The following is a 19,608-nucleotide window of genomic DNA, read 5'->3' as shown; positions in this document are numbered from 1 at the left end:
GGCGCGGCTCACATTCCCGGGTCGGGCTACGCACGCACCTTCGCCCACGCCGGTGCCTGGCCGGCGGTCGTGAAGGCGTCGCGGTTGGCTGCGGCGAACTGCTCCACGGTCAGCGCTGGAGTTCCGGTGATCACGTCGACGAGGTTGTTGGTTCCGGCGAAGATGCCGTCGCGGTAGTCCTGTGCCACGTTGGTGATGTGCTGAACGAAGTAGTCGTCGTGGCCTTCCATGCGGAGCACGTCGGCGAGCGTGTCGATGTCGACGGGTTCGTAGCGGACCGGGAAGCCGAGCACCGTCGCGACCTTCGCGGCGATGCCGTCATAGTCGAGTTCGGTCGGGCCGTAGAGCGGATAGATCTGTCGGTCGTGCGGCGTGGGATTGCGCAGGATGGCGGAGATCACGCGGGCCTGATCGACCGCCGCGATGGGGGCGTGCCGGCCGTCGGCGAAGGGCAGCCGGAACACTCCGCCGTCGTCGTCGCGTGACCACTGCCAGGCCAGCCATTCGGCGAAGAACGTGGGTCGCAGGTGCGCGGTGGCGAACGCCGAGCGATCCAACAGTCGCTCGCTGAGCCAGTGATTCTGTGCGGCATGGCTTTTCGCGTCGCGGCGCGCGCTGATCTGGGACATGTTGACGACGGCCGTCACGTCGGCCTCGGTGGCCGCCTGGGCGAAGATGGCGGTGGCGTCCAGGAGCCCGGGGACGATGGGATAGCAGAAGTAGGCCGCGGTGACGCCGGCCAATGCCGAACTCACCGAAGCGAAGTCGAGCAGGTCGCCGGTGACGAGCTCGGCGCCCAGGTCTGCTAGCGCGTTGGCGCGGGCATCGTGGGTGTGGACGAGCGCCCGCACCCGCCGGCCGTCCTGGCGCAGTTCCCGCACGGCATTGGCGCCGGTCTTTCCGGTGGCCGCGGTGATGAGGTAGAGATCTTCAGTACTCATGCTGGTTCCTTCACTTCGGAGTGGACGATGTCGATACGGCCGGAGTCGACGTCGTAGACGACGCCGGTGACCCGGAACGCGGCGGCGAGCTGCGGAGCGCTCTGCAGGACGGCGATGTCGGATGCGACGGCCGCGCGCGCGTCGGCGACGTGCTTGTCGGCGAGGTCCGTGGGGTCGACGCGGAAGTAGGCGGCCAGCATGTCTGGCGGATCTTGCAGGCGCGTGATGCCACAGTCGGTGTGCTGCATGACGATTAGGTCGATGACGGGAGCGGCGGAGCCGACCAGGGATCGGGCGAGCCGGCCCAGCAAGGCAAGTTCGGCGACCACGTCGGGGGTGACGCGACCGCCCACGTTGCGGATGACGGCGGCGTCGCCGGTTTCGAGACCGAGTACGTGCGCAGGATCGACGCGCGGGTCGACGCAGCCCACCACGAGCGTCCGCAGCCGGGGCAGCATCGGGAGTCCCGGGATGAACCGGGTTCGGGCGAAGTCGTCGTTGCGTTCGGCGAGGGTGTCGACCACGGCCATGTCGTTTCCTTCCGGCTGACATCTGACTAACGATCTCGTTAGTCATCCCCATGCAAGCATGCTACGCTGACTAATGCAAGCGTTATTCAGAATGGAGTCGACGATGGAGTTCGAGCCCGAGTTGCGCGACCGGTCGCAGTGGGACATCGGCGACGCCTGCTCGATGACGCGCACGCTCGAGGTGCTGAGCACCAAGATTGCATTTCAAACGGTTCGCGAATTGTTCTTCGGCACCGTGCGTTTCGACGACTTCGTCACGAGAACTGAGAGTTCGGCACCCGCGGTGTCGCGCGCGCTCAAGCAGCTAGAGGCGGCGGGGATCGTTACGCGGGTCCCGTACCGCGAGCCCGGCCAGCGCGCCCGCGACGAGTACCGCCTGACCGAGGCGGGCGAGGATCTGCTGCCGGTGTTCATGTCGCTGGTGCAGTGGGGCGACAAGCATCTGCAGGACGGGCGCCCACCACTTTCGTTCCTCGACGCGAAGACGGGACGGCCCGTCGCCGTTCACGTCACTGCGGGCAGCGGCAAGTCACCGGCCCGCGCGGGCGACATCGAGATTCAGGTGTCACGATCGGGCTAGCCGGCTGAAGATTCGCTCGTCGACGATCGCGGCGAGTTGCGCTGCCGCGGCCGGGTCGCCCTCGGCGTCGAGCTCACCGGCCGCGATCGCTTCGGTGATGGTGGTGCGCTGTCCCGCGATGGCCGCGACGACCTTGCGGGTGGTTCGGACGACGACGTCGGCGGGCGTCGCACTGGGACCGGTCCGCACCGACATCCGTCCGTTGCGGACGTGGAGGTTGGCCACGCTGTCGTCGACGTGGAACTCGTACATGGCGTCGATGTCGGTCGACGCGGCATCGCTGCCGGCGACGAGGAAACCCAGGGCCCACTCCGCGCGGAAGGCCTCGCGATCGACGTCGGCGTCGTCCATCTGATGACGCGCACCCCACACGCCCAATGGGATTAGCGCTTCGGCGAGCTCGCGGCCCGCGTCGGTGAGTTCGTAGAGCACGGTGGAACTTGGCTGATCGAGCGCCAAGCGACGCTGAACGATGCCGTCGGACTCCAGTTGCCGCATCCGGGTCGCCAACAAGCTCGTCCCGATGCCTGCCAGCGTGTCGGCGAGCTGCATGTACCGCTTCGGCCCAGTAGCCAACTCCCTCACGATCAGCAGCGTCCACCGCTCCCCGACCACGTCGAGTGCGTGAGCGAGGCCGCAGAACTGGCTGTAGTTCCGTCGCGACATGACCCCATGGTACCCATCACTGCAAGAAAATAGTGCGAACTTAACTTTTATAGTGCGTACTTCTAAATCTTATGTTACGTTTTCCATGCACGCTCCGAACGACACCTACTCGCCAGGAGGTACCGCGATGGCCCTCATCGCCCACGGCGGACCCCGCCGAATCACCGAATTGCTGCGCTACCTGATGCAGCCGCGTATCAAACCCATTGCGGCAGAATCGATCACAGCCAGAAGTGAGCCCTCACGGGCGGAACACCGCTACCCGCCCAAACGGGATAACGTCTTCGAGTCTGCGGCGATGGCCCGGGAGATGTATCGACTCTGAGTCCGTTCCGGCTGGCGCCCCGTGACGGTGGCGATTTCGGGGTCACTCGGGTGATTCACATAGAGGCCTTCGACGTCATCTGCGTCGCTCACCAGTCCAGTCCCATAGGCTGTGGAAGCACTTGCGTCCTCGACGCGCGTCGTACGCCAGATCTTCTCTCTCGGACTTGCGTCGTGCCACACTTCCACCATGGACAGCGAGGTCGAATTACACCTCCGCCAGCTGATCTTCCAAAAACTCGCTGAGATCGTCGCTGAACACGGTGTGGTCAAACGAGCCGAACTCGAAGCCTTGCCGGTCGGGACCGAGACAAGACGCATCATCGACCGCAGCCGAGGGATCTGGAATCCGCAGAACATGTTGGCCACTCTGTCTGTAATTTCGAATCCCGCTGGGCCCTATGCAGACACACGCGTGGGCGAGTCGCTCTTCGCCTACGACTACCGGGCCGGAAGCACGGATGGCGACAATAGGAAGATGCGGCGAGCGTACGAGCTCGGGCTGCCCATCATCCTGCTGCGCACTATTCGACCCGGTGTCTTCGTTCCGGTCTTCCCCGTCTACATCGTCAAGGACGACATCGACAACCGGAAGTTCGTACTCGCGCTCGACGAGAGTCTGCGGTTCGTCGCCGACCCGCTTCATCTGCAGCCCATCGAGCGCGAGTACGCGATGAGAGCCATCAAGCAGAGGCTCCATCAGCCAGAGTTTCGCGGCCGGATCATGATTGCCTACGACGAGAGTTGCGCCGTCTGCGCTCTCAAACACGGAAAGCTCCTGGATGCGGCGCACATAATCGGCGATGAAAAGCCGCACGGGATCCCGGTCGTCGAAAACGGTCTCAGCATGTGCAAGATCCACCACGCCGCCTACGATGCGAATTTACTTGGGATCTCCCCGGACTACGTGGTTCGAATCAACGGTGACCTGATGGACGAAATCGATGGGCCGATGCTCCGGCACGGCCTCCAAGAGATGGACGGACGGGCAATTAACCTCCCTAAACGGCACGTCGATCGGCCGTCGAAGGAACGCCTCGCGGAACGATTTCAAGAATTCAAGACGGCCGGCTGATCTTCCGAAGTGGCCTCGCGCAACGGCGCCTCGCGTCCCAGCGTGAGTCGACACCGTTGCAGGCGGACGCATTCACCATGGGGTTGTTCATGCTCAGCAATCTGCGTGTACTCGGCCAGATCGGAGACACCATCGCGCTCGGGCTGCCGTTCGACACGCTGATCGTGCGGTCGCTCTGACTCCATCGATCGCCCCGTCGCTCGGGTGGTGGTTCCGGCCGGTGTACGCGCGTCAACGTCCGTGCCTCCAGATATTCGGCGCCAACGACGCACAGCTGTCGCTGTTCTAGACGGACGAAAGACAGGTGGCGATTCCGGCGTGGTTGCATCATTAGGGGTCAGAGGTCAACGACCTCGTCTGGATCGTCCAGCAGCGCCCTGATCTGACTGAGATCTCCCAATTGCGCTGGAGACGACGTCTATACAATGGCGACGACCCCGCGCACGACGGTGTGTCTCCCGGAACTCGACCGGCGACTCATCGAATTGGCCATCGCCCCCGAGCCGACACGACGCGGCAGGACGCCACGCGGCACGACGCGAGGCCGTCGCAGCGCTGAATCCCGACGTCACTGCCGCCGAGACGAAGCCGGGGCGCTGGCGGTCGCGCGACCGCGGCAGTGGTTCACTTGTGGCGATTCGGGCCGTGCAAGTTCAGCCGACGTCTGGCAGAGGTTTGTGTCATCCCGTCCCTGCGCCGAGTCGCAGTGAATGGCGGCACGATCGCACCTTGTGTGGCCGACCGACGCATCTCCCGGGCGACCGCACGATCGTGGTACCGGCAGGCCAGTGTTCAACAGTGAACGCCAGACCGTACGCAATCTCAGGCGGCGCGCGCTACAGTACCTGTTGTTCACCGGCAGCAAATCGCCAAACGTGGGCCCATATTATCAATCCGGGGGAAATCACTTGACTCGTTTCAATATTCTCCATATTACCGACATTCATTTCGGACAGTGGGCAATGAAAGGAACATGGCCCTCGATCGAACAATCATTTCTGAAGGACCTCGAGTATGTTTGTCAACAAGCCGGCACCATAGACCTAATTGCGCTTACAGGCGACATTGCAAATCGCGGAGCGCGAGAGGACTACGACAAGGCCTTTGACTTCGTGGAGAACGTCGCATTATCCATAGATATGGTTACCGGCAGCACTCCACAACTTGCCGCCGTTCCTGGAAATCACGATATCGACCGCTCACTCATAGCGCCGCTAACAAGAAACGCGCTCGAAACGAGCTGGACGGAATTTGAAAACGACTTCCTCGGCCAAGATAACTACGAGTGCCGCCAAACAATAGTCAGATCTCTCAGTGAGTTTTCAGACTGGATAGACCGTGGCCCCTGCGAAATGGTCCCCACTGATTCTACCGGAATCTTGCCTGGCGATTTCACAGCACGAATAACCAAGGACGGCGCCACACTCGGCATCCTCGGCTTGAATAGCACCTATCGGCATCTCTCAGACCGGGCTTCGGAACATTCACTCACAGTATCCGCTCGTCAGATACAGGAGGCCGCACAAGGGAATCTCCCACTATGGGGCAAGAAGTGCGATGTTGCGGTAGTTCTAACACATCACCCACAAACTTGGCTGTCTAATCCAGCCGAATTTCGTGAAGCAATTTTCTACGACGGCAGCCCTATTCGACTACACTTATGCGGGCACCTACATCGCGAAAACCGGGGAACAAACGCGCTAGCCTCCGTCGCGGAGAATTATTTCCTTCAAGGGGAGTCACTCTTTGGAACCGAGAGTGTTCCGAGTGGCACCGAGAGACTACATGGTTACTCGGTTCTATCTATTGAAGTCGGTGCCGAAGAAGCAAGCTTCGAGTTATATCCTCGGGCGGCAGCACTCAATTCAGGCGGGAGCTGGACCTTCGACCGCTCGCGCAACTTTGGAGTCCCGCGTGGTTCCGATAAGTCAAAACCTACAAAGCTCGACGGGCTGAAAACGGCACCTACCCAAAAGCGATCCCCTACCGGCACGAATCAGGCTACAAGCGCAGGCGAGCCATCGCAGGACGCCATCAAAGCGGACCTCCAACAAAATCTTGCTCACGGCCTCGGAACTCTGATCCTATCTGATCTTGCTCTCACAGAAAAAGGCACCTCACCACAGGATCATCTACGCTCCGAGTTCGCGTCGATCGCTAGCCTCGACGCCGACATCGAACATTCGGCTCCATTACAGGATCTATATGACCTGAGTTCGTCGATCGATAACACACGCTCGAGAGAAGTGCTCGAGCAGTACGGCGCGGCGCTCAATGAAGATCAGGCAGTCACTACGAACGCGCTACTGTCGGCGCCGTGGCTTCGAGTGATTGTTTCGGCCGTCGTTGACCCGACCGTGGGGCAGTATCGTCCGACGTCGCTAGACGACTACACCTGCCAAGATACACGCTCGCTAAGGTTTCAATTGCCGAGCGCAACACAGCCAACGCTAATGCAGGGGTTCAAGCCCATTGCAATTCTGTCCCCCGAGCAACGATCGGGTGAGATTGGGCCGGCCGATGAGACAGAATGGTTGCGCTACATCGAGCAGACAATTATTCGAACCCCCACGGTATTTGTATCAGACGGTGAGCCAGACGACAGGTTTTGGAGCTTCATTGACGTTCTCCGCGGCCCCGCATCGCGAGTAGGCATGCCTCCGAAGTACGTTGTCTGTCCATCGCTAAGTGCACGGCGGATTCTGTTACTCAAAATGTACGGCGTACGTTGGTTAAAAATGTCGGCGCGAGAGTTCGCCCACAAAGTTATTCCTTCTAGCAATGAACTTATGTCACAAGGTCGACAACGGATCGCCCGCCGTCGTAATCCGTCTTCACGTTCTACTGAGCTATCCGTCGGAGCAAAGAGGACACAGGCGGGCTCTGGCAGTCGCGAATACCTCAGGGGTAACGAGCCAACCTGGGGAGACGTCGTAGGCGGGTATGCAGCGAACCTTAGCGCTCCGCAACGTCTCAGTGCGCTAGTGTCATCCGCAAATCCCGGTTCTGCGATTCTCGTCGGGGGCACGGCCGGATGTGGCAGGACCACGATGCTTATGCAGGCTGCTCTACAAATGGAATCCGAGGGTTCGAAGGTCGGCTGGATCGAATCTAGACGTGTTGACGAAATCTCGCGAATTTCGAATTTGGTCGATCTTGTGGTTGAAGACGGATTCGACGTCGTGTTCGTCGATGACGCGGACGGCTTCGGCGATCTTGGGCATGAATTAGTTAGCAATCTTCAGAACGCTGCAAAATCGAATCGAATCGTTGTAATCGGATGCCGTTCTGTCAAAGGTTATCTCTTTGACAAGGTGTCAAATCTAAAGCGCGCCGATGAATTTCTGCTATCGAATCCAGATGTATCCATGTTGATAAACCATCTACGGAAGCATAGGGTCATTCCGGACCGGCGGATGTCTGACCGACGATTGGAAGAACTGCTACTAGTCGACTCTGGCCGGCAATTATTGGTCGGCATGATGCAGGCAACCTCTGGCAAACTATTCAAAGATCGGATCGAGTCGGAGTGCTCCTCTTTAGAGCGCGTAGCGTTGATCTTATACGGCGGAATATGCGTTGTGTCGTCTCAAGGTGAAGTAATAACAGAGGAGCAAGCGCTTTCATCCATTGCAGGCGAGGTGTTGCCTGCATTAGCTTGGGCGGCGTTCAATAAACTCGTACAAGCTAAGCTTGTGCGCGAGGCGGGCCGCGGCCTGTTCTTCGAGGCTCAGCACCGGGTGGTCGCAGAAGCAGTTGTGGAATATTTGCGCGCGAACAAGCTGCTTGGGAGCGTGTTGCGTGGGATAGTGCATGCGTTTGCCGCGGCGGCGGGCCATGTTCGCGATAATTCACGGCCGGAGCGCCGCACACTAGTACGACTACTTGGCCACACATTCTTAATTGAACTGCGCCTGCCGCCTGGCGAGATCCGTTCAATCTATGCAGGGGTCGAACATCTTTTGGACGACGACTTTAATTACTGGCTACAGTACGGCTCTTTTGAACTCGAAAGAGGGGATATGGACCGCGCCCTGCCTGCGTTAATGTCTGCTCGAACGCTGGCAGGAGGCGAGTCAGACAAAAAGGTGCTCACCACGTACGCCAGATTCCGCCTGAAACTCGCGGTGGGTCAGCGATCGGCAGAGTCATCCGTTCTCGGTATGGAGGCTGTGCGCGACCTTCACAAGGTAGTCGAAATACACGGCGTCACCTCTCCCCACACATTCGTAATAATCTGCGAGTATGCAGTCCCGTGGCTTGTTCAAGCCGATATAGCGCGGAGTGAGAAGTTCGAACTTGCATCCAAAACGTACGACTATTTGACAAACCCGATTGCACTTCGGCTCGACAGGGATAACCGGGAGTTTCGTCGCAAGCGGCCGACGGCGGTATCAGCGCTTATGGCATTGTTAGACGAGTTGAAGTGAGGTGGCCGAGGTCATCCTCCGCCACATCGGTAGCGAGAAATCTCATCGATACTTTGGGCTTGTGGGGTGGTTTCGCAAGCGTTGCAACGATTCTGCGGCGGCGCAGTCGGTCTGTCCTACCTGCCTCCTGGCTAACCGTGACAACGGCTAGATTCGAATCGTTCAAGAACCGACTACGGAGGGTGCGGCACAACCGCAACCACTCGACCGTCCTGTTCTAGGCCCTGGTAGCCATCGGCGACTTCAAGCATGAGCGCAACCATGCCGCCGCTACCGTCACTCGGCCCCGGGCTACCGAACGCCGGTCAAATATGCTGCGGTGTGCTGCACACCCACACCCCAATGGCCCGCGAGATCAACCGAATCCGCAACCAAACAAACCCAACTCTAAATCTGGGTGGTCTCAATAGCGGGCACTCGCCGGATTGGCTGCTCGACAACGGCTCTCACGAAGGCGGCCTGTGATCTCGCGGCCAACACACTGTTTACAACGCCGACGTGCCCACGGATTTGACGCTGGTATCGAGCGCCGCAGTGCCCAACTGTGCGCAACCCAAAAGTGGCAAGCTCAGCGCTGCCAACTACGCAACATTTGGATGTCAGCAGGCCCGCGGCCGCAGAACTACACGCGACCGGACGGGCAGCGCCTGTCCGCGTTGCCCTGCCAGGTCGATGGATGATCGGCAGCGCTGACATGGCTCATCGATTCGGCGTTTCAGGTCCAAACATCTCGAGTTCCCAGCGCAGGAAATCACTCGCTGCGCGTATACCGAGATGATCGGGGGCTCGCGGTGCCTCCGTATCGCGAATCGCTTCGCGTTCAACTTCGTCCATTCTCGGTTAGACGCGTCGGCCGCCCGTTCGGTTCCGCAGTGTAGATCTAGACGATCGACGTGTGCTCAAAGCGTGCTGGTGGCACCGGGATCGCAAGTGCGCCGGTACTAATGAGCGTTGACACTTTCGATTCGAGGCTAGTAGCACCGGTGCGAAGCTGCTCGATGTAGGGCTCGATCTCGGCGCGAATGGCGGGGTCGGTGACGCGGGGAAGGATCACTTCGGCCATATCGTCGTCGCCAATTTCAGCTAGACCGTCCGAGCCCCGCGCTATGCCGCGCATTTGCGTTGCGTAGGCCTCCGAGCAGAGACCGATCACTACGTCGAGTAGGTGATCTTCCATGCCTGCTTTGACCCGAACTCGTCGCAACCCGTTGGTGACGTAGGTGTCGGCACACTCTTCGCCGATCATGCACCACTTGGTGACGCTGCTCCAGATTGCACCCAAGTAGATGTCACCTGACTCAGCGAAATGTCGTGCGCGCGAGGGCAATGCCCATCCAAGTACGTCATCGAATCGGTATGTGCCTGCGCCGACATCAGAGATTTCGATGTAGTGGTAAGTCTCTTCGGGGTCCAGTTCGACAGTCTCGCCGCTGCGCGATTGCCCTTCCGGGATGAACTCGACGACATCGCCCAAGCGGAAGTGCTCCCCCTCGGCGATCTCGTTCCTAACCGAGCGATACTTCTCGCAGTGCCGCTTCGGGTCCAACGTGAGAAGCGGATCGTCGGTGACATCCTTTGACGAGATCGACCAACCATCATCCGTGTCATCGATCTCGTCTTCGACTCCTGACGTCAACCATTGGCAGGCTTCCGCCGTTTCGCTCGACCGGATGCGATTGAGAGCACCGGCGAAGTCGCTTTCTAGGATCATCTCGCCGTTGGTGTCGACCAGGTAAGTGCCGTCTTTTGGATCGCGAGCGTACAGCGGTTCGGCAGTCTTCGCCTTCAGGTTGTACCCAACGCGGTCAACCACTTCGATGCAGATCGGGTAATCCTCGGAATCCTTCGCGGCCATGAGGGGCGTTTCCCGCTTTTCGCAGAAAATTACGCTCGCCGAGACATCGGCACCAGAGGACTTGAACGTGAAGCGTGGCAACGCTGCGATGACGACGATCCGGCAGTGGCGCAGCAACCACTCACGGAGATTGCGGTAGGGACCCGAGCGGTTGCCCAAGTAGCCATTCGGTACGACGAGTGCGAAACGGCCTTGTGGGCTCGATTGGATGAGCCGAGCGCAGGCTTCTGCAAACAAAATGCCCGACTGTTGAGTAGAGAGCCTTTGTCCAGTCGGCTGAAGAACACCATCGGCGTCCGCCACCCATTCTCGACCGAGATCGAAGTTCCCGAGCGCCTCGGCTTTGCGCTCCAGAATCCTGCTGCCGAACGGCGGATTGCAGATGACGACGTTCATGGTCTCGGTGTTGGCCGGAATTTTGACGAGCGAGTCTTCGCAAGCGATGTTCGTCTTTCCATCGCCGTTGAGAATCATGTTCAGAACTGCGACTTGAACAGCTTCGGGCGAAACGTCGCTTCCATGCACCGAACTCGCGTAATCGTGCCATCCGCGGGCTGCACCCCGTCGAAACGCAGCAGTCAAGAAGTCAGCGCTGCCGCACGCCGGATCCATCACGTGCTCAAACTGCTGCGGATTCAGAATCGCCACAATGAATTCGGTGACGTTGGTCGGCGTGAAGTACTGAGCGAGATCCCACTTGTAGATGTGTTTGCCGAAGTACATGTAGAAGTCTTGAATCACCCGCTGCTCCATCGACGTAATCTTGATCGGCGCCAGAATCTGGCAGACGTCGAGGATCACGTCGGCGGAGAGCGTCAGCGTTTTCGGTACGGGCTCGGGCAAGAAGTTTTGGTAGTAGGCGACAGCTTTGCCGAGCAAGTGGTTGACGGCCGATTTTGCGGCCGCTGCATCGGTGCCAAGCGCACGAAAATCCTGGATGACAAGTGGCGCATCAGGTTTGGCGGCGTTCTGATGCTCATCGTGCAATTTCGCCAGAAGCAGTTGAAGCATGATGCCGAAGCGGCGCTGAGGGCCGATCGATGCAGCGTGAAGAATGTCTTCGATGCGTTTGAAAACGCCGAGCAGCGGCTTGTCGGCGTCTATGGTCGAAATCGTCAGACGTGTGACTGACGGCGCGTTACCGAAACCTGGCAGGCTAGCAAGCGGTCCCTCATGCCGTACTTTGACCTTGCCGCTGTGGTCGTACCAGTAGACGCGCTGCTCGACGTCATCCCAATACAGCGCGAGGCAATCCGTCCTGGTGGCGAAGTCAAGCATGGGCACAACCTGCAACGACAACGCGGCTTCTGCGTCAGCGTTGTCGCGCTTCACTTCGCCGACCACCACTGCGTGCATGAGAATCTCGTCGGGTTCCCCAGTCAGCTCTTTGACTGGCCTGTCGAGCACCGCCAAGTCCGCGCGAAAGCTGTTTCGGCCGCCGCTTCCGAAACGCTTGATTACCGCTTCGACCCAAATGTTCTCTTTGGGGTAACCGACCGAAATCAGGTGACGAATCGCGTCGACCCGAAGTTTCTCTTCTGTCGGGGTCAGACCGTCAGCACCTCGAGCCTTTGCCTTCAACCGGCCCCTGACGGGGCAGATGAGCGTCAGACCCGTCGACATTTGTCTCCTTCGCGCGACTGGCCGGTCTCATCGCCTCGGTGGTGGTGACGGTTCCCGCCGCTGGCTGTCGCTTCCCCGATGTGGCTCTTACTGTAGCCACAGCGCAAGCCGACACCGACCAGGCCGGGGGCACGTGTCCAAACCGCCTGACCACCGACAATGCCGCGACGGTCATCGACCCCAGCTACGGCGGCACCAAACCTGCGCCACGCCCGCACGACGCACCATTCGCCTCACGTTCTACACTCACCTCACCGCCGTGCGCGTAGTGCACACATGTGGATGAGCGCGCCGGGATCGAGCCGATTCGGCTGACGTCGGCAAACGCAGGAGCGCGCCAAAGCCAAGCCCGACACAGTCTTGCCCTGAGCCAGGAATGTCGTTGCAGTGCCCTAATGTTGGGGCGCCCGGACATCGACGCAAACCGACGGAGGGGGCGCAGGTGCACGACGACGCGGTGCTGCCGGCCGGCGAACTGCTCGAACTCAACCGCGACCTGCAAGGGTCACCCGCGATAAGACTGCTCGCCACCACCAACCTCAACCTCTACGCAACCCTCATGGACCGCCACCTCGGCGACGGTTCCGTCCCCGAAACCGAACTCGTCGTCCGGCTCGAACGCGACCTCGAGGAACTCGACGACGCCCAGTCCGGGCTCGCGCTGATCAAGACCTGGGCCAGCCAGGGCTGGCTGCACCGCATCGTCGACGAACGCGCCGGCCACGACCAGAACGTCTGCTACCTCACCCAGGACGCGCGCCGCGCGCTCGACTTCCTCCGCGGCATGCGCCGCCAAGACACCATCGCCACCGGCGGCTCCATCCACGGCATCGCCTCCCGCCTCAAGGACGTGGCGCTGAGAGTCGGCAACGACCCCGCCCGCATCCGCAAGCACATCGAGGCCGAAATCGCTGCTCTCCACGAAGAACTCGACCAACTCGAGGCCGGCCAGCGCCCCCAGCCCGACGCCACCGACTGCTACGACGAGGCCAGCGCCATCGCCCTGCAGATGGAACGCCTCATCACCGACATCGGCCAGTACGGCACCATGATCGAGCAGGCCACCGCCGCCCTCGACGACCCCATCGACACCAACGTCGAGTACCGCGACCGGCAGCGCCAGATGTACACCGACTACCAGGCCGCGTGGGACTCCCAGGGCCGCGACAGCCACCGCGCCTTCCTGCGCATGATCAACGACCCCGACCAGCGCGCCGAGTTCGAGGCCGACGTCGCCGCCGTCGCCGAGGCCCTGCCTGCGCTGGACCCCGCCCTGCGCAAGGTGATGGCCGGGTTCTTCGAACTCGTCGGCCACCAGATCGACGAAGTCGAACGCATCCAGCAGCGCTGCGCCCAACGCGTCAAGCGCTTCACCGCCTTCGGCACCATGGAGCAGAGCCGCGGCGTCGCCCGCCAACTCAACGAGGCCATCGGCGCGGCCCGCGCACTACTCAAGACCTCGCTCATCGACTCCCGCCTCGACATCGACGTCCCGCTCGCCCGCCACGCCATCAGTTCCGTTGGCGCACTGAGCTTCAAGATCGGCGACCTGTCCAACCCGAAGCCCGCCGTAACCGCCGAGGGCGAAGTCGACCTCACCAGCTTCTCCGCCCTCACCACCCAAGTCGACGCGCCCGTCATGACCGACATGCTCAACGCCGCCATGAGCGACGGACCCGTCTCGCTGCCCCAGGCCGTCGCCATGCTCGATACCGCCTACCTCGGCCACGTCATCGTGCTGTGGTCCTGGGCGCTCAAACAACCCGACGCCGACACCACCGAGTCGACCACCGTCCGCTTCCGCTCCCTGGACGGCCGCGACCGCGAAATCGAGGTTCCCCGTTTGATGTTCACCGAACCGATCACCACCCTCGCCGGAGCCGCCTCGTGACCACCGACTCCGACATCGACTTCTCCTCCCTGCCGCAGGTCGACCAGACCGCCCGCCCCCCGCACCAGCGCAGGCCGCGCTTCGACGGCGACGTCTCCGAACTCCCCGACCGCGCCTGCTGGGCGCTGCAGCACCTTCTCACCCGGCGTTACATCAGCGCCGAGGCCGACGCCGACGTCTACAGCTGGGTGCTCGAATACCGCAGCCAACTGTCCGTCCGGCTCTCCGAACTCGACCTGCTGCTGCGCATCGTCGACGGTACCGACGTCGCGTACGTCGAACAGGCCCGCTACGAATCCGCAAGGGGCATCAAGCTTCTGCGCCGCGAGCCGCTCGGCACCTACGACTCGATCCTCGCGCTGCACCTCGTCCAGATGATGCGTGCCTCCGGTGGGCAGAGCGTGCTCATCAGCCGCGAGGAGATGCACGGACTGTTCTCAAGCGTGCTCAATGACGTCGACCGCGACGTCGTTGCCTTCGCCGCCCGCGTCGACGCCGCCATCGCCCGGCTCGCCGGCCTGGAGATTCTGCGCAAGAGCCGCGACGATGAGGACAGCTACCTCATCAGTCCCGTCATCACCGCCATCATGACCGCTTCGGTCATCACCGAACTCCAACAGCAGTTCGACCAGCTGCTCAACGGCGGCACCCCGCAGGACACAGACGAAGAGGCCGACCTTGACTGAACAGTTCCATCTCTCCCGGCTGCAGGTCGTCAACTGGGGCGTCTTCGACGGCTACCACTCGATCCCGTTCGGCCCCGGCGGGGCGCTGATCGCCGGAGCTTCGGGAAGCGGCAAATCCTCACTGCTGGATGCGATTTCGCTCGGCTTCCTGCCGTTCAACCGGCGCAACTTCAACGCCTCCGGCGACAACACCGCCGCCGGATCCAGCGCGGGCCGCCGCACCGTCGACAAGTACGTCCGCGGTGCCTGGGGCCAGCGCAGCGACGGCGGCACGAGCCGGGTGATGTACCTGCGCGGCGACGGCACCGCATGGTCGGCCGTCGCGGTCACCTACACCAGCGAGTCCGGCCGCGCCGTCACCGGTCTGGTGCTCAAGTGGCTCACCGGTGAATCACGCAACGACTCGTCGAGCCGGTTCGTGCTCGGCGACGGCGACCTCGACGTCGAAGACGTCTGCAACCGCTGGGCCGCCGGCCGCTTCGACGCCGGCGTGTTCAAGGACGAGTGGCGGTTCTCCTCCAGAGTCGAATCGCAGTACCTCGCGCAGCTGTACGCCACCATCGGCATCCGCGCCTCCGACGCCGCCCAGCAGCTGCTCGGCAAGGCCAAGTCGCTGAAAAGCGTTGGCGGACTGGAGCAGTTCGTCCGCGAGTTCATGCTCGACGAGCCCGACAGCCTGGCCCGGCTGCCCGAGGCGCTCAAGCAGATCGACCCGCTGGTCGAGGCCCGCGAACTGCTCGCCGTCGCGCAGAAGAAGCGCAAGATCCTCGGCGACATCGAGCAGATCCAGCATCGCTATGCCTCCGAGTCCTCGGACCTCGGCATCATCGATCTCGTCGACGCGCCGATGGTGCGGGCGTTCACCGACCACGTCCGGCTCGCGCAGACCCCAGAGCAGATCGCCACGCTCGACGGCACCATCGCCCAACTCGAGAACGAGAACGAGGACGTCACCCGCAGCCTGAATCTGGCCAAGGCCGAAGCGGATTCGCTCAATGCGCAGATTAGCGGGTCCAGTGCGAATCTTGCGCCGCTGCAGTCGCAGGTGACTGCCGCCGAGACCGAGGCCGAGCAGGTGGAGCGCCGCCGCACCGCCTACGAGGACCTGCTGAACGCGCAGGACGTGGAGATACCGGAGACCGCCGACGAGTTCTGGAACCTGCGCGAGGAACTGCTCACCCAGGCCACCGAGTTGCTCGCCAAGGTCGAACGCAACCGGGAGGCGTCCACCGACGCCGAGTACGCCCAGAAGTCGGCCCGCATCGCCCGCGACGACGCCGCCAAGGAACTCAAGCGCGTCGAGCACGTCGGCTCCGCGCTGCCCGAGTTCGCGCTCGCCATGCGCGACCACATCTGCGCCGCCATCGGAGTCGACGCCGCCGCACTCCCCTACATCGCCGAACTGATGGACCTGAAGCCCGACCAGTCCCGCTGGCGGTCCGCCGTCGAGAAGGTGCTGCGCGGCGCCGGGCTGCGACTGCTGGTGCCCGACGACCACTGGGAGAAGGTGCTGCGGCTCGTCAACGAGACCGACATGCGCGGACGGCTGCAACTGCACCACGTTCGCACGAAGATGCTCGGCGCCGAGCCCGTCGACCCCGAGCCGAACACGTTGGCGGGCAAGCTGTTCGCCGTCGACCCCAGTCACCCGTGCGCCGCCGAGGCCGTCGACGTCATCACCAGCGCAGGCGATCACGTCTGCGTCGACACCCCAGACCTGTTCGCCCGCTACCGCCGCGCGGTCACCGACACCGGGCTGTACAAGGACTCCGACCGGCTCGCCATCAAGGACGACCGCCGGGCCGTCAAGCAGTCCGAGTACCTGTACCAGGGCGACGTGTCGGCCAAGCTCAACGCGCTGACGCTCGAACTGGCCACCGCCGAGGAGGCCTACCAGAAGGCCCGGCGCACCGCCGACGACATCGCCGCCCAGCGCCAGCAGTGGCGCGACCGCGCCGCGGCGTGCAAGGCGATCTGCGAGCAGTTCCCGCAGTGGAGCCAGGTCGACACCGAGACCGCCGACGGGCACGCCGACCGGCTGCGCGAGCAGTTCGAGCTCCTACTGGCCGACCATCCCGACATCGAGGCCCTGAGCGCACGCGCCGACGAAGCGTGGTCGCAGATCCAGAAGTTCATGACCCGCCGCGGCGCGCTGCAGACCCGCCGCGACCACCTCGACGAGCGCCGCACCCGGCTGCTCGAGCTTCAGGACCGGCTGTCGCCTGCGTTCGTGTCGGAGCCGTTGACGGAGTTGTTGCACCGCTACGCCGCACAACTGCCCGTCAGCTTGGACCTGCTCGACCCCGAGCCGCACCGCGATGCGCTCTTCACCGCGGTAAAGCGAGACCGCGAGCAGCTGCGGGAGAGCCGGCGTCGCTCCTACGACGAACTGGCCCGCATCCTCAACACGTTCGACACGTCGTTCCCCGACGCGATTCCGAACGACTCGGACGATTTTGATGAGCGGGTCCACGACTACGTCGCGCTGTGCCGCCACATCGACGAGCGCGAACTGCCCGAGGCCTACGAGCGGATGATGCGCCTCGTTACCGAGCAGGCCCCCGACGCGATCCTGACGTTGCACCGCGTCGCCGAGCAGGAGACGCGGCGCATCAGCGATCAGATCACCCGCGTCAACACCGGACTGGGCGCGGTGGAGTTCAACCGCGGCACCCGGCTGACGCTGCGGGCCACCCCGCGTCACCTGGCTGCGGTGGACGAGCTCACCGAGATCGTGCGGTCCATCTCGCGGCGCATCGCCGAGGTCGGGCTGGGCGACAAGCAGGCGATCCTCGACCAGTACGCCGACATCCTGCGGCTGCGCAACCGGCTGGCGTCCACGGCGCCGGAGGACAAGGCGTGGACGCGCGACGCGCTCGACGTGCGCAACCGGTTCACCTTCGACTGCGCCGAGTGGGACGTGGCCAGCGACGAGCTCATCCGCACGCACAGCAACGCTGGCGACAACTCTGGCGGCGAGCAGGAGAAGCTGATGGCGTTCTGCCTCGCCGGCGCGCTGAGCTTCAACCTGGCCAGCCCCGAAAGCACGGACAACACACCGGTTTTCGCGCAGTTGATGCTCGACGAGGCGTTCTCCAAGTCCGATCCGCAGTTCGCCCAGCAGGCGCTGCAGGCGTTCCGCAAGTTCGGCTTCCAGCTGGTGATCGTGGCGACGGTGCAGAACGCCACCACCATTCAGCCCTACATCGACAGTGTGGTGATGGTGTCCAAGACCGAGGCCACCGGCCGCAACGCCCGCCCGGTCGCGTCAGTGGCGACGCGGACGATCTCGGAGTTCACGTCGCTGCGTGACGAGATGCGCGCGTCCGCGCAGCGGGTGCCGGCAGGCGTTTGAGGGAGTCGTCTGCCGCCTGCTGGAACTGTGGCAATCCATCGACGCCGGATTCCAGAACGGGTGTGACCGCGTTGCCCGGGAAACCGTAGACAGTCACGTCGTCCGGGAACTTCAGCCCAAAGTCGAACCCGTCAGAGTCCAGTGTCAGCGACTTGACTGTGCCGATGCGTCCAAAGTGCTTGAGATCGCTCGTGATAACCACCGCGAGGCTTTCGAGGACGAGCCCGCGGTCGGGTTTCTTTCGCTCACCCTTCGCCAGACGCACGAACCCCCATACAACGACGCACGCAACCACCAGGCCCAACAGCACCCACAGCACCACAAGGGCCGACATCGCTTGGCCATCTAGCGCGGCACGAGCACGCGCGACCGTCTGGCGAATGCCTTTGTTGCTCCACCACGTGGCGACAACGAGGGAGATTCCAGTAAGTACAAGAAGGATCGGAGCGAACCTCTGAGCAAGCCACGCGCTCCATGGCCATTCGTCGGGTCCGACGGCCCCAACGAGGTCCTGTTCCGCGCTCTTGGTATCGACCAGCTTGCGCTTCAACACCGTCTGAGCCCATTCGAACCCGCTGAACGCAGTCCCTATCGTCAGAGCGGTCACCATGGCGAGGGTGATGAACGTAGCCCGAAGCGGTGCCCCTGCGTCCTGAAAGGAGTCCTTGGCAAGGTCGCCGAACAGGGCAAGCCCTCCGAGCGCGCCACCGAGGTACGCACCAAGCCTGACGAATCGCTCGTATTTCTCAAGCCTTCGGGCGATGGTGTCGTGATCCCGAGGCTGCGGCGATTCACTCATGGAACCAGCTATTCAGGAATCCTCGAAGTACTTCGGTATAGCCGCCGATCTCGTCGGCCGTCAATGCATCCTCTTCGAATCGCACGCGCATCATGGCGGCGATCGTCGTCAACTCGACGACGATCTCTACTCCCCGTGGTGGCGTTGGCACGTCCGATTGCTGTAGGACTTCCAGTGCGGTCTGGATGGTCGGCGCGACGGCGTCGAACGAGAAGTCCACTCCCCAGTTCTCGAGTCTCTGCTGAGCTCTCGACACGCCGTCATTTACTGGGTTACCAATGGCCTCAGTCATCTCAATCCCCCCGTGCAGTGTTGAATTCTGAGACGTCAAGATATCGACGCGCTGCCCCCGATGAGGGCGTTTCCGCCGTCATTGCCGTTCTCTGGCGCTGTGATTCGACTGTGAAGAAGTTGGACCGAACCCCTGCACACCGGAACTGGAGGACGACCCGAACGTGACGGACAAGAAGCTCCCCCGAATCCAACTCACTCCTACCGCACCCGCGAGCCCGTGCGAGTAATCGGCGAGCTCTTGGACTGGGAGGGCATTCACGCGAGCAGATCGACGCGATGCGCAACGGCTTGGCGGACCTCAGGCGTCAGGGGCTTGCCGTCATTTACGACTAATGCGAAGCCGCGGGTGACCAACGTCACCGGGTCGCTTGCTGCGGCTCCAACACCGCGCGATTGGTTTGCTAGCCCGGTTACATAGCACCTCGCCGCCGTTGACCGAGGTTGCCGAACGATCGCCCACCTCCCCGCCGCACAGCCAAGTCTCAGGAATACATAGGTTTCCTAACCTACTTTCCGAAATAGGGCACAACGCCGTGCGACCTACTACCACATTGAATAC

At 62.3% G+C, this 19,608-nt stretch carries 13 protein-coding genes and 2 pseudogenes; 9 read left to right on the top strand and 6 right to left on the bottom strand.

The window, feature by feature from the left end:
* Positions 1-26: 26 nt before the first annotated feature.
* Both SLQ33_RS09715 and SLQ33_RS09710 read right to left on the bottom strand, forming a co-directional pair.
* Positions 27-941, bottom strand: coding sequence for an NAD(P)H-binding protein (locus SLQ33_RS09715; RefSeq protein ID WP_319453608.1), 915 nt, complete (start codon positions 939-941; stop codon positions 27-29).
* Positions 938-1,471: a carbonic anhydrase gene (locus tag SLQ33_RS09710; RefSeq protein WP_319453607.1), complete on the bottom strand. Its 534-nt coding sequence runs from the start codon at positions 1,469-1,471 to the stop codon at positions 938-940. The genes SLQ33_RS09715 and SLQ33_RS09710 overlap by 4 nt, the downstream gene beginning before the upstream one ends.
* A gap of 103 nt (positions 1,472-1,574) precedes the next feature.
* Here SLQ33_RS09710 and SLQ33_RS09705 point away from each other — a divergent pair, with 103 nt between their 5' ends.
* On the top strand, positions 1,575-2,051 hold the full coding sequence (locus tag SLQ33_RS09705) for a helix-turn-helix domain-containing protein (protein WP_319453606.1): 477 nt from the start codon (positions 1,575-1,577) through the stop codon (positions 2,049-2,051).
* Here the strand turns inward: SLQ33_RS09705 and SLQ33_RS09700 are convergent.
* Entirely contained in the window at positions 2,037-2,717 is a 681-nt protein-coding gene (locus SLQ33_RS09700; RefSeq protein ID WP_319453605.1) for a helix-turn-helix domain-containing protein, read from the bottom strand. The two genes, SLQ33_RS09705 and SLQ33_RS09700, sit on opposite strands and share 15 nt — an antisense overlap.
* 85 nt (positions 2,718-2,802) lie before the next feature.
* Between SLQ33_RS09700 and SLQ33_RS09695 the strand changes: the two genes are divergently transcribed.
* The 4 genes and pseudogenes from SLQ33_RS09695 (at position 2,803) to SLQ33_RS09680 (ending at position 8,546) form a co-directional block, all read left to right on the top strand.
* On the top strand, positions 2,803-3,042 hold the full coding sequence (locus tag SLQ33_RS09695; protein WP_319453604.1) for a hypothetical protein: 240 nt from the start codon (positions 2,803-2,805) through the stop codon (positions 3,040-3,042).
* Between the two features lie 189 nt (positions 3,043-3,231).
* Positions 3,232-4,116 (top strand): HNH endonuclease, encoded by an 885-nt coding sequence (locus tag SLQ33_RS09690; RefSeq protein WP_319453603.1) that lies wholly within the window; start codon positions 3,232-3,234, stop codon positions 4,114-4,116.
* 68 nt (positions 4,117-4,184) lie between these two features.
* A pseudogene (locus SLQ33_RS09685) lies at positions 4,185-4,405 on the top strand (MMPL family transporter); the annotation flags it as partial.
* Between the two features lie 499 nt (positions 4,406-4,904).
* The gene (locus tag SLQ33_RS09680) at positions 4,905-8,546 is read left to right on the top strand and encodes a metallophosphoesterase (protein ID WP_319453602.1); all 3,642 of its coding nucleotides are present in this window, start codon (positions 4,905-4,907) and stop codon (positions 8,544-8,546) included.
* A gap of 880 nt (positions 8,547-9,426) precedes the next feature.
* Here SLQ33_RS09680 and SLQ33_RS09675 read toward each other — a convergent pair.
* Positions 9,427-12,024: a class I SAM-dependent DNA methyltransferase gene (locus SLQ33_RS09675; protein ID WP_319453601.1), complete on the bottom strand. Its 2,598-nt coding sequence runs from the start codon at positions 12,022-12,024 to the stop codon at positions 9,427-9,429.
* A 442-nt stretch (positions 12,025-12,466) separates the two neighbouring features.
* Here SLQ33_RS09675 and SLQ33_RS09670 point away from each other — a divergent pair, with 442 nt between their 5' ends.
* Genes SLQ33_RS09670 through SLQ33_RS09660 form a run of 3 tightly spaced genes read left to right on the top strand, consistent with a single transcriptional unit; the run spans position 12,467 to position 17,956 of the window.
* Positions 12,467-13,915, top strand: a complete 1,449-nt coding sequence (locus SLQ33_RS09670; RefSeq protein WP_319453600.1) for a DUF3375 domain-containing protein — start codon at positions 12,467-12,469, stop codon at positions 13,913-13,915.
* Entirely contained in the window at positions 13,912-14,601 is a 690-nt protein-coding gene (locus tag SLQ33_RS09665; RefSeq protein ID WP_319453599.1) for a DUF4194 domain-containing protein, read from the top strand. The genes SLQ33_RS09670 and SLQ33_RS09665 overlap by 4 nt, the downstream gene beginning before the upstream one ends.
* On the top strand, positions 14,594-17,956 hold the full coding sequence (locus SLQ33_RS09660) for an ATP-binding protein (protein WP_319453598.1): 3,363 nt from the start codon (positions 14,594-14,596) through the stop codon (positions 17,954-17,956). The genes SLQ33_RS09665 and SLQ33_RS09660 overlap by 8 nt, the downstream gene beginning before the upstream one ends.
* On the opposite strand, the gene SLQ33_RS09655 is transcribed toward SLQ33_RS09660, so the two are convergent.
* A complete protein-coding gene (locus SLQ33_RS09655) occupies positions 17,898-18,755 on the bottom strand; it encodes a hypothetical protein (RefSeq protein WP_319453597.1) in 858 nt (285 codons plus the stop codon). The genes SLQ33_RS09660 and SLQ33_RS09655 overlap by 59 nt on opposite strands.
* Positions 18,748-18,975 (bottom strand): hypothetical protein, encoded by a 228-nt coding sequence (locus tag SLQ33_RS09650; RefSeq protein ID WP_319453596.1) that lies wholly within the window; start codon positions 18,973-18,975, stop codon positions 18,748-18,750. Before SLQ33_RS09650 ends, SLQ33_RS09655 begins: the two co-directional genes overlap by 8 nt.
* A 217-nt stretch (positions 18,976-19,192) precedes the next feature.
* Between SLQ33_RS09650 and SLQ33_RS09645 the strand changes: the two are divergent.
* Positions 19,193-19,382, top strand: a pseudogene (locus SLQ33_RS09645) (NAD(+)--rifampin ADP-ribosyltransferase); the annotation flags it as partial.
* Between the last annotated feature and the right edge of the window lie 226 nt (positions 19,383-19,608).

The organism is Mycobacterium sp. RTGN6 (assembly GCF_033804605.1).
Classification (GTDB): domain Bacteria; phylum Actinomycetota; class Actinomycetes; order Mycobacteriales; family Mycobacteriaceae; genus Mycobacterium.
This window is presented reverse-complemented; position numbering and strand designations above follow the sequence as displayed.

Excerpts from the sequence above, each read along its gene's own strand:
- SLQ33_RS09715 (WP_319453608.1), bottom strand. The coding sequence starts at position 941 with ATGAGTACTGAAGATCTCTACCTCATCACCGCGGCCACCGGAAAGACC.
- SLQ33_RS09710 (WP_319453607.1), bottom strand. The coding sequence starts at position 1,471 with ATGGCCGTGGTCGACACCCTCGCCGAACGCAACGACGACTTCGCCCGA.
- SLQ33_RS09705 (WP_319453606.1), top strand. The coding sequence starts at position 1,575 with ATGGAGTTCGAGCCCGAGTTGCGCGACCGGTCGCAGTGGGACATCGGC.
- SLQ33_RS09700 (WP_319453605.1), bottom strand. The coding sequence starts at position 2,717 with ATGTCGCGACGGAACTACAGCCAGTTCTGCGGCCTCGCTCACGCACTC.
- SLQ33_RS09695 (WP_319453604.1), top strand. The coding sequence starts at position 2,803 with ATGCACGCTCCGAACGACACCTACTCGCCAGGAGGTACCGCGATGGCC.
- SLQ33_RS09690 (WP_319453603.1), top strand. The coding sequence starts at position 3,232 with ATGGACAGCGAGGTCGAATTACACCTCCGCCAGCTGATCTTCCAAAAA.
- SLQ33_RS09675 (WP_319453601.1), bottom strand. The coding sequence starts at position 12,024 with ATGTCGACGGGTCTGACGCTCATCTGCCCCGTCAGGGGCCGGTTGAAG.
- SLQ33_RS09655 (WP_319453597.1), bottom strand. The coding sequence starts at position 18,755 with ATGAGTGAATCGCCGCAGCCTCGGGATCACGACACCATCGCCCGAAGG.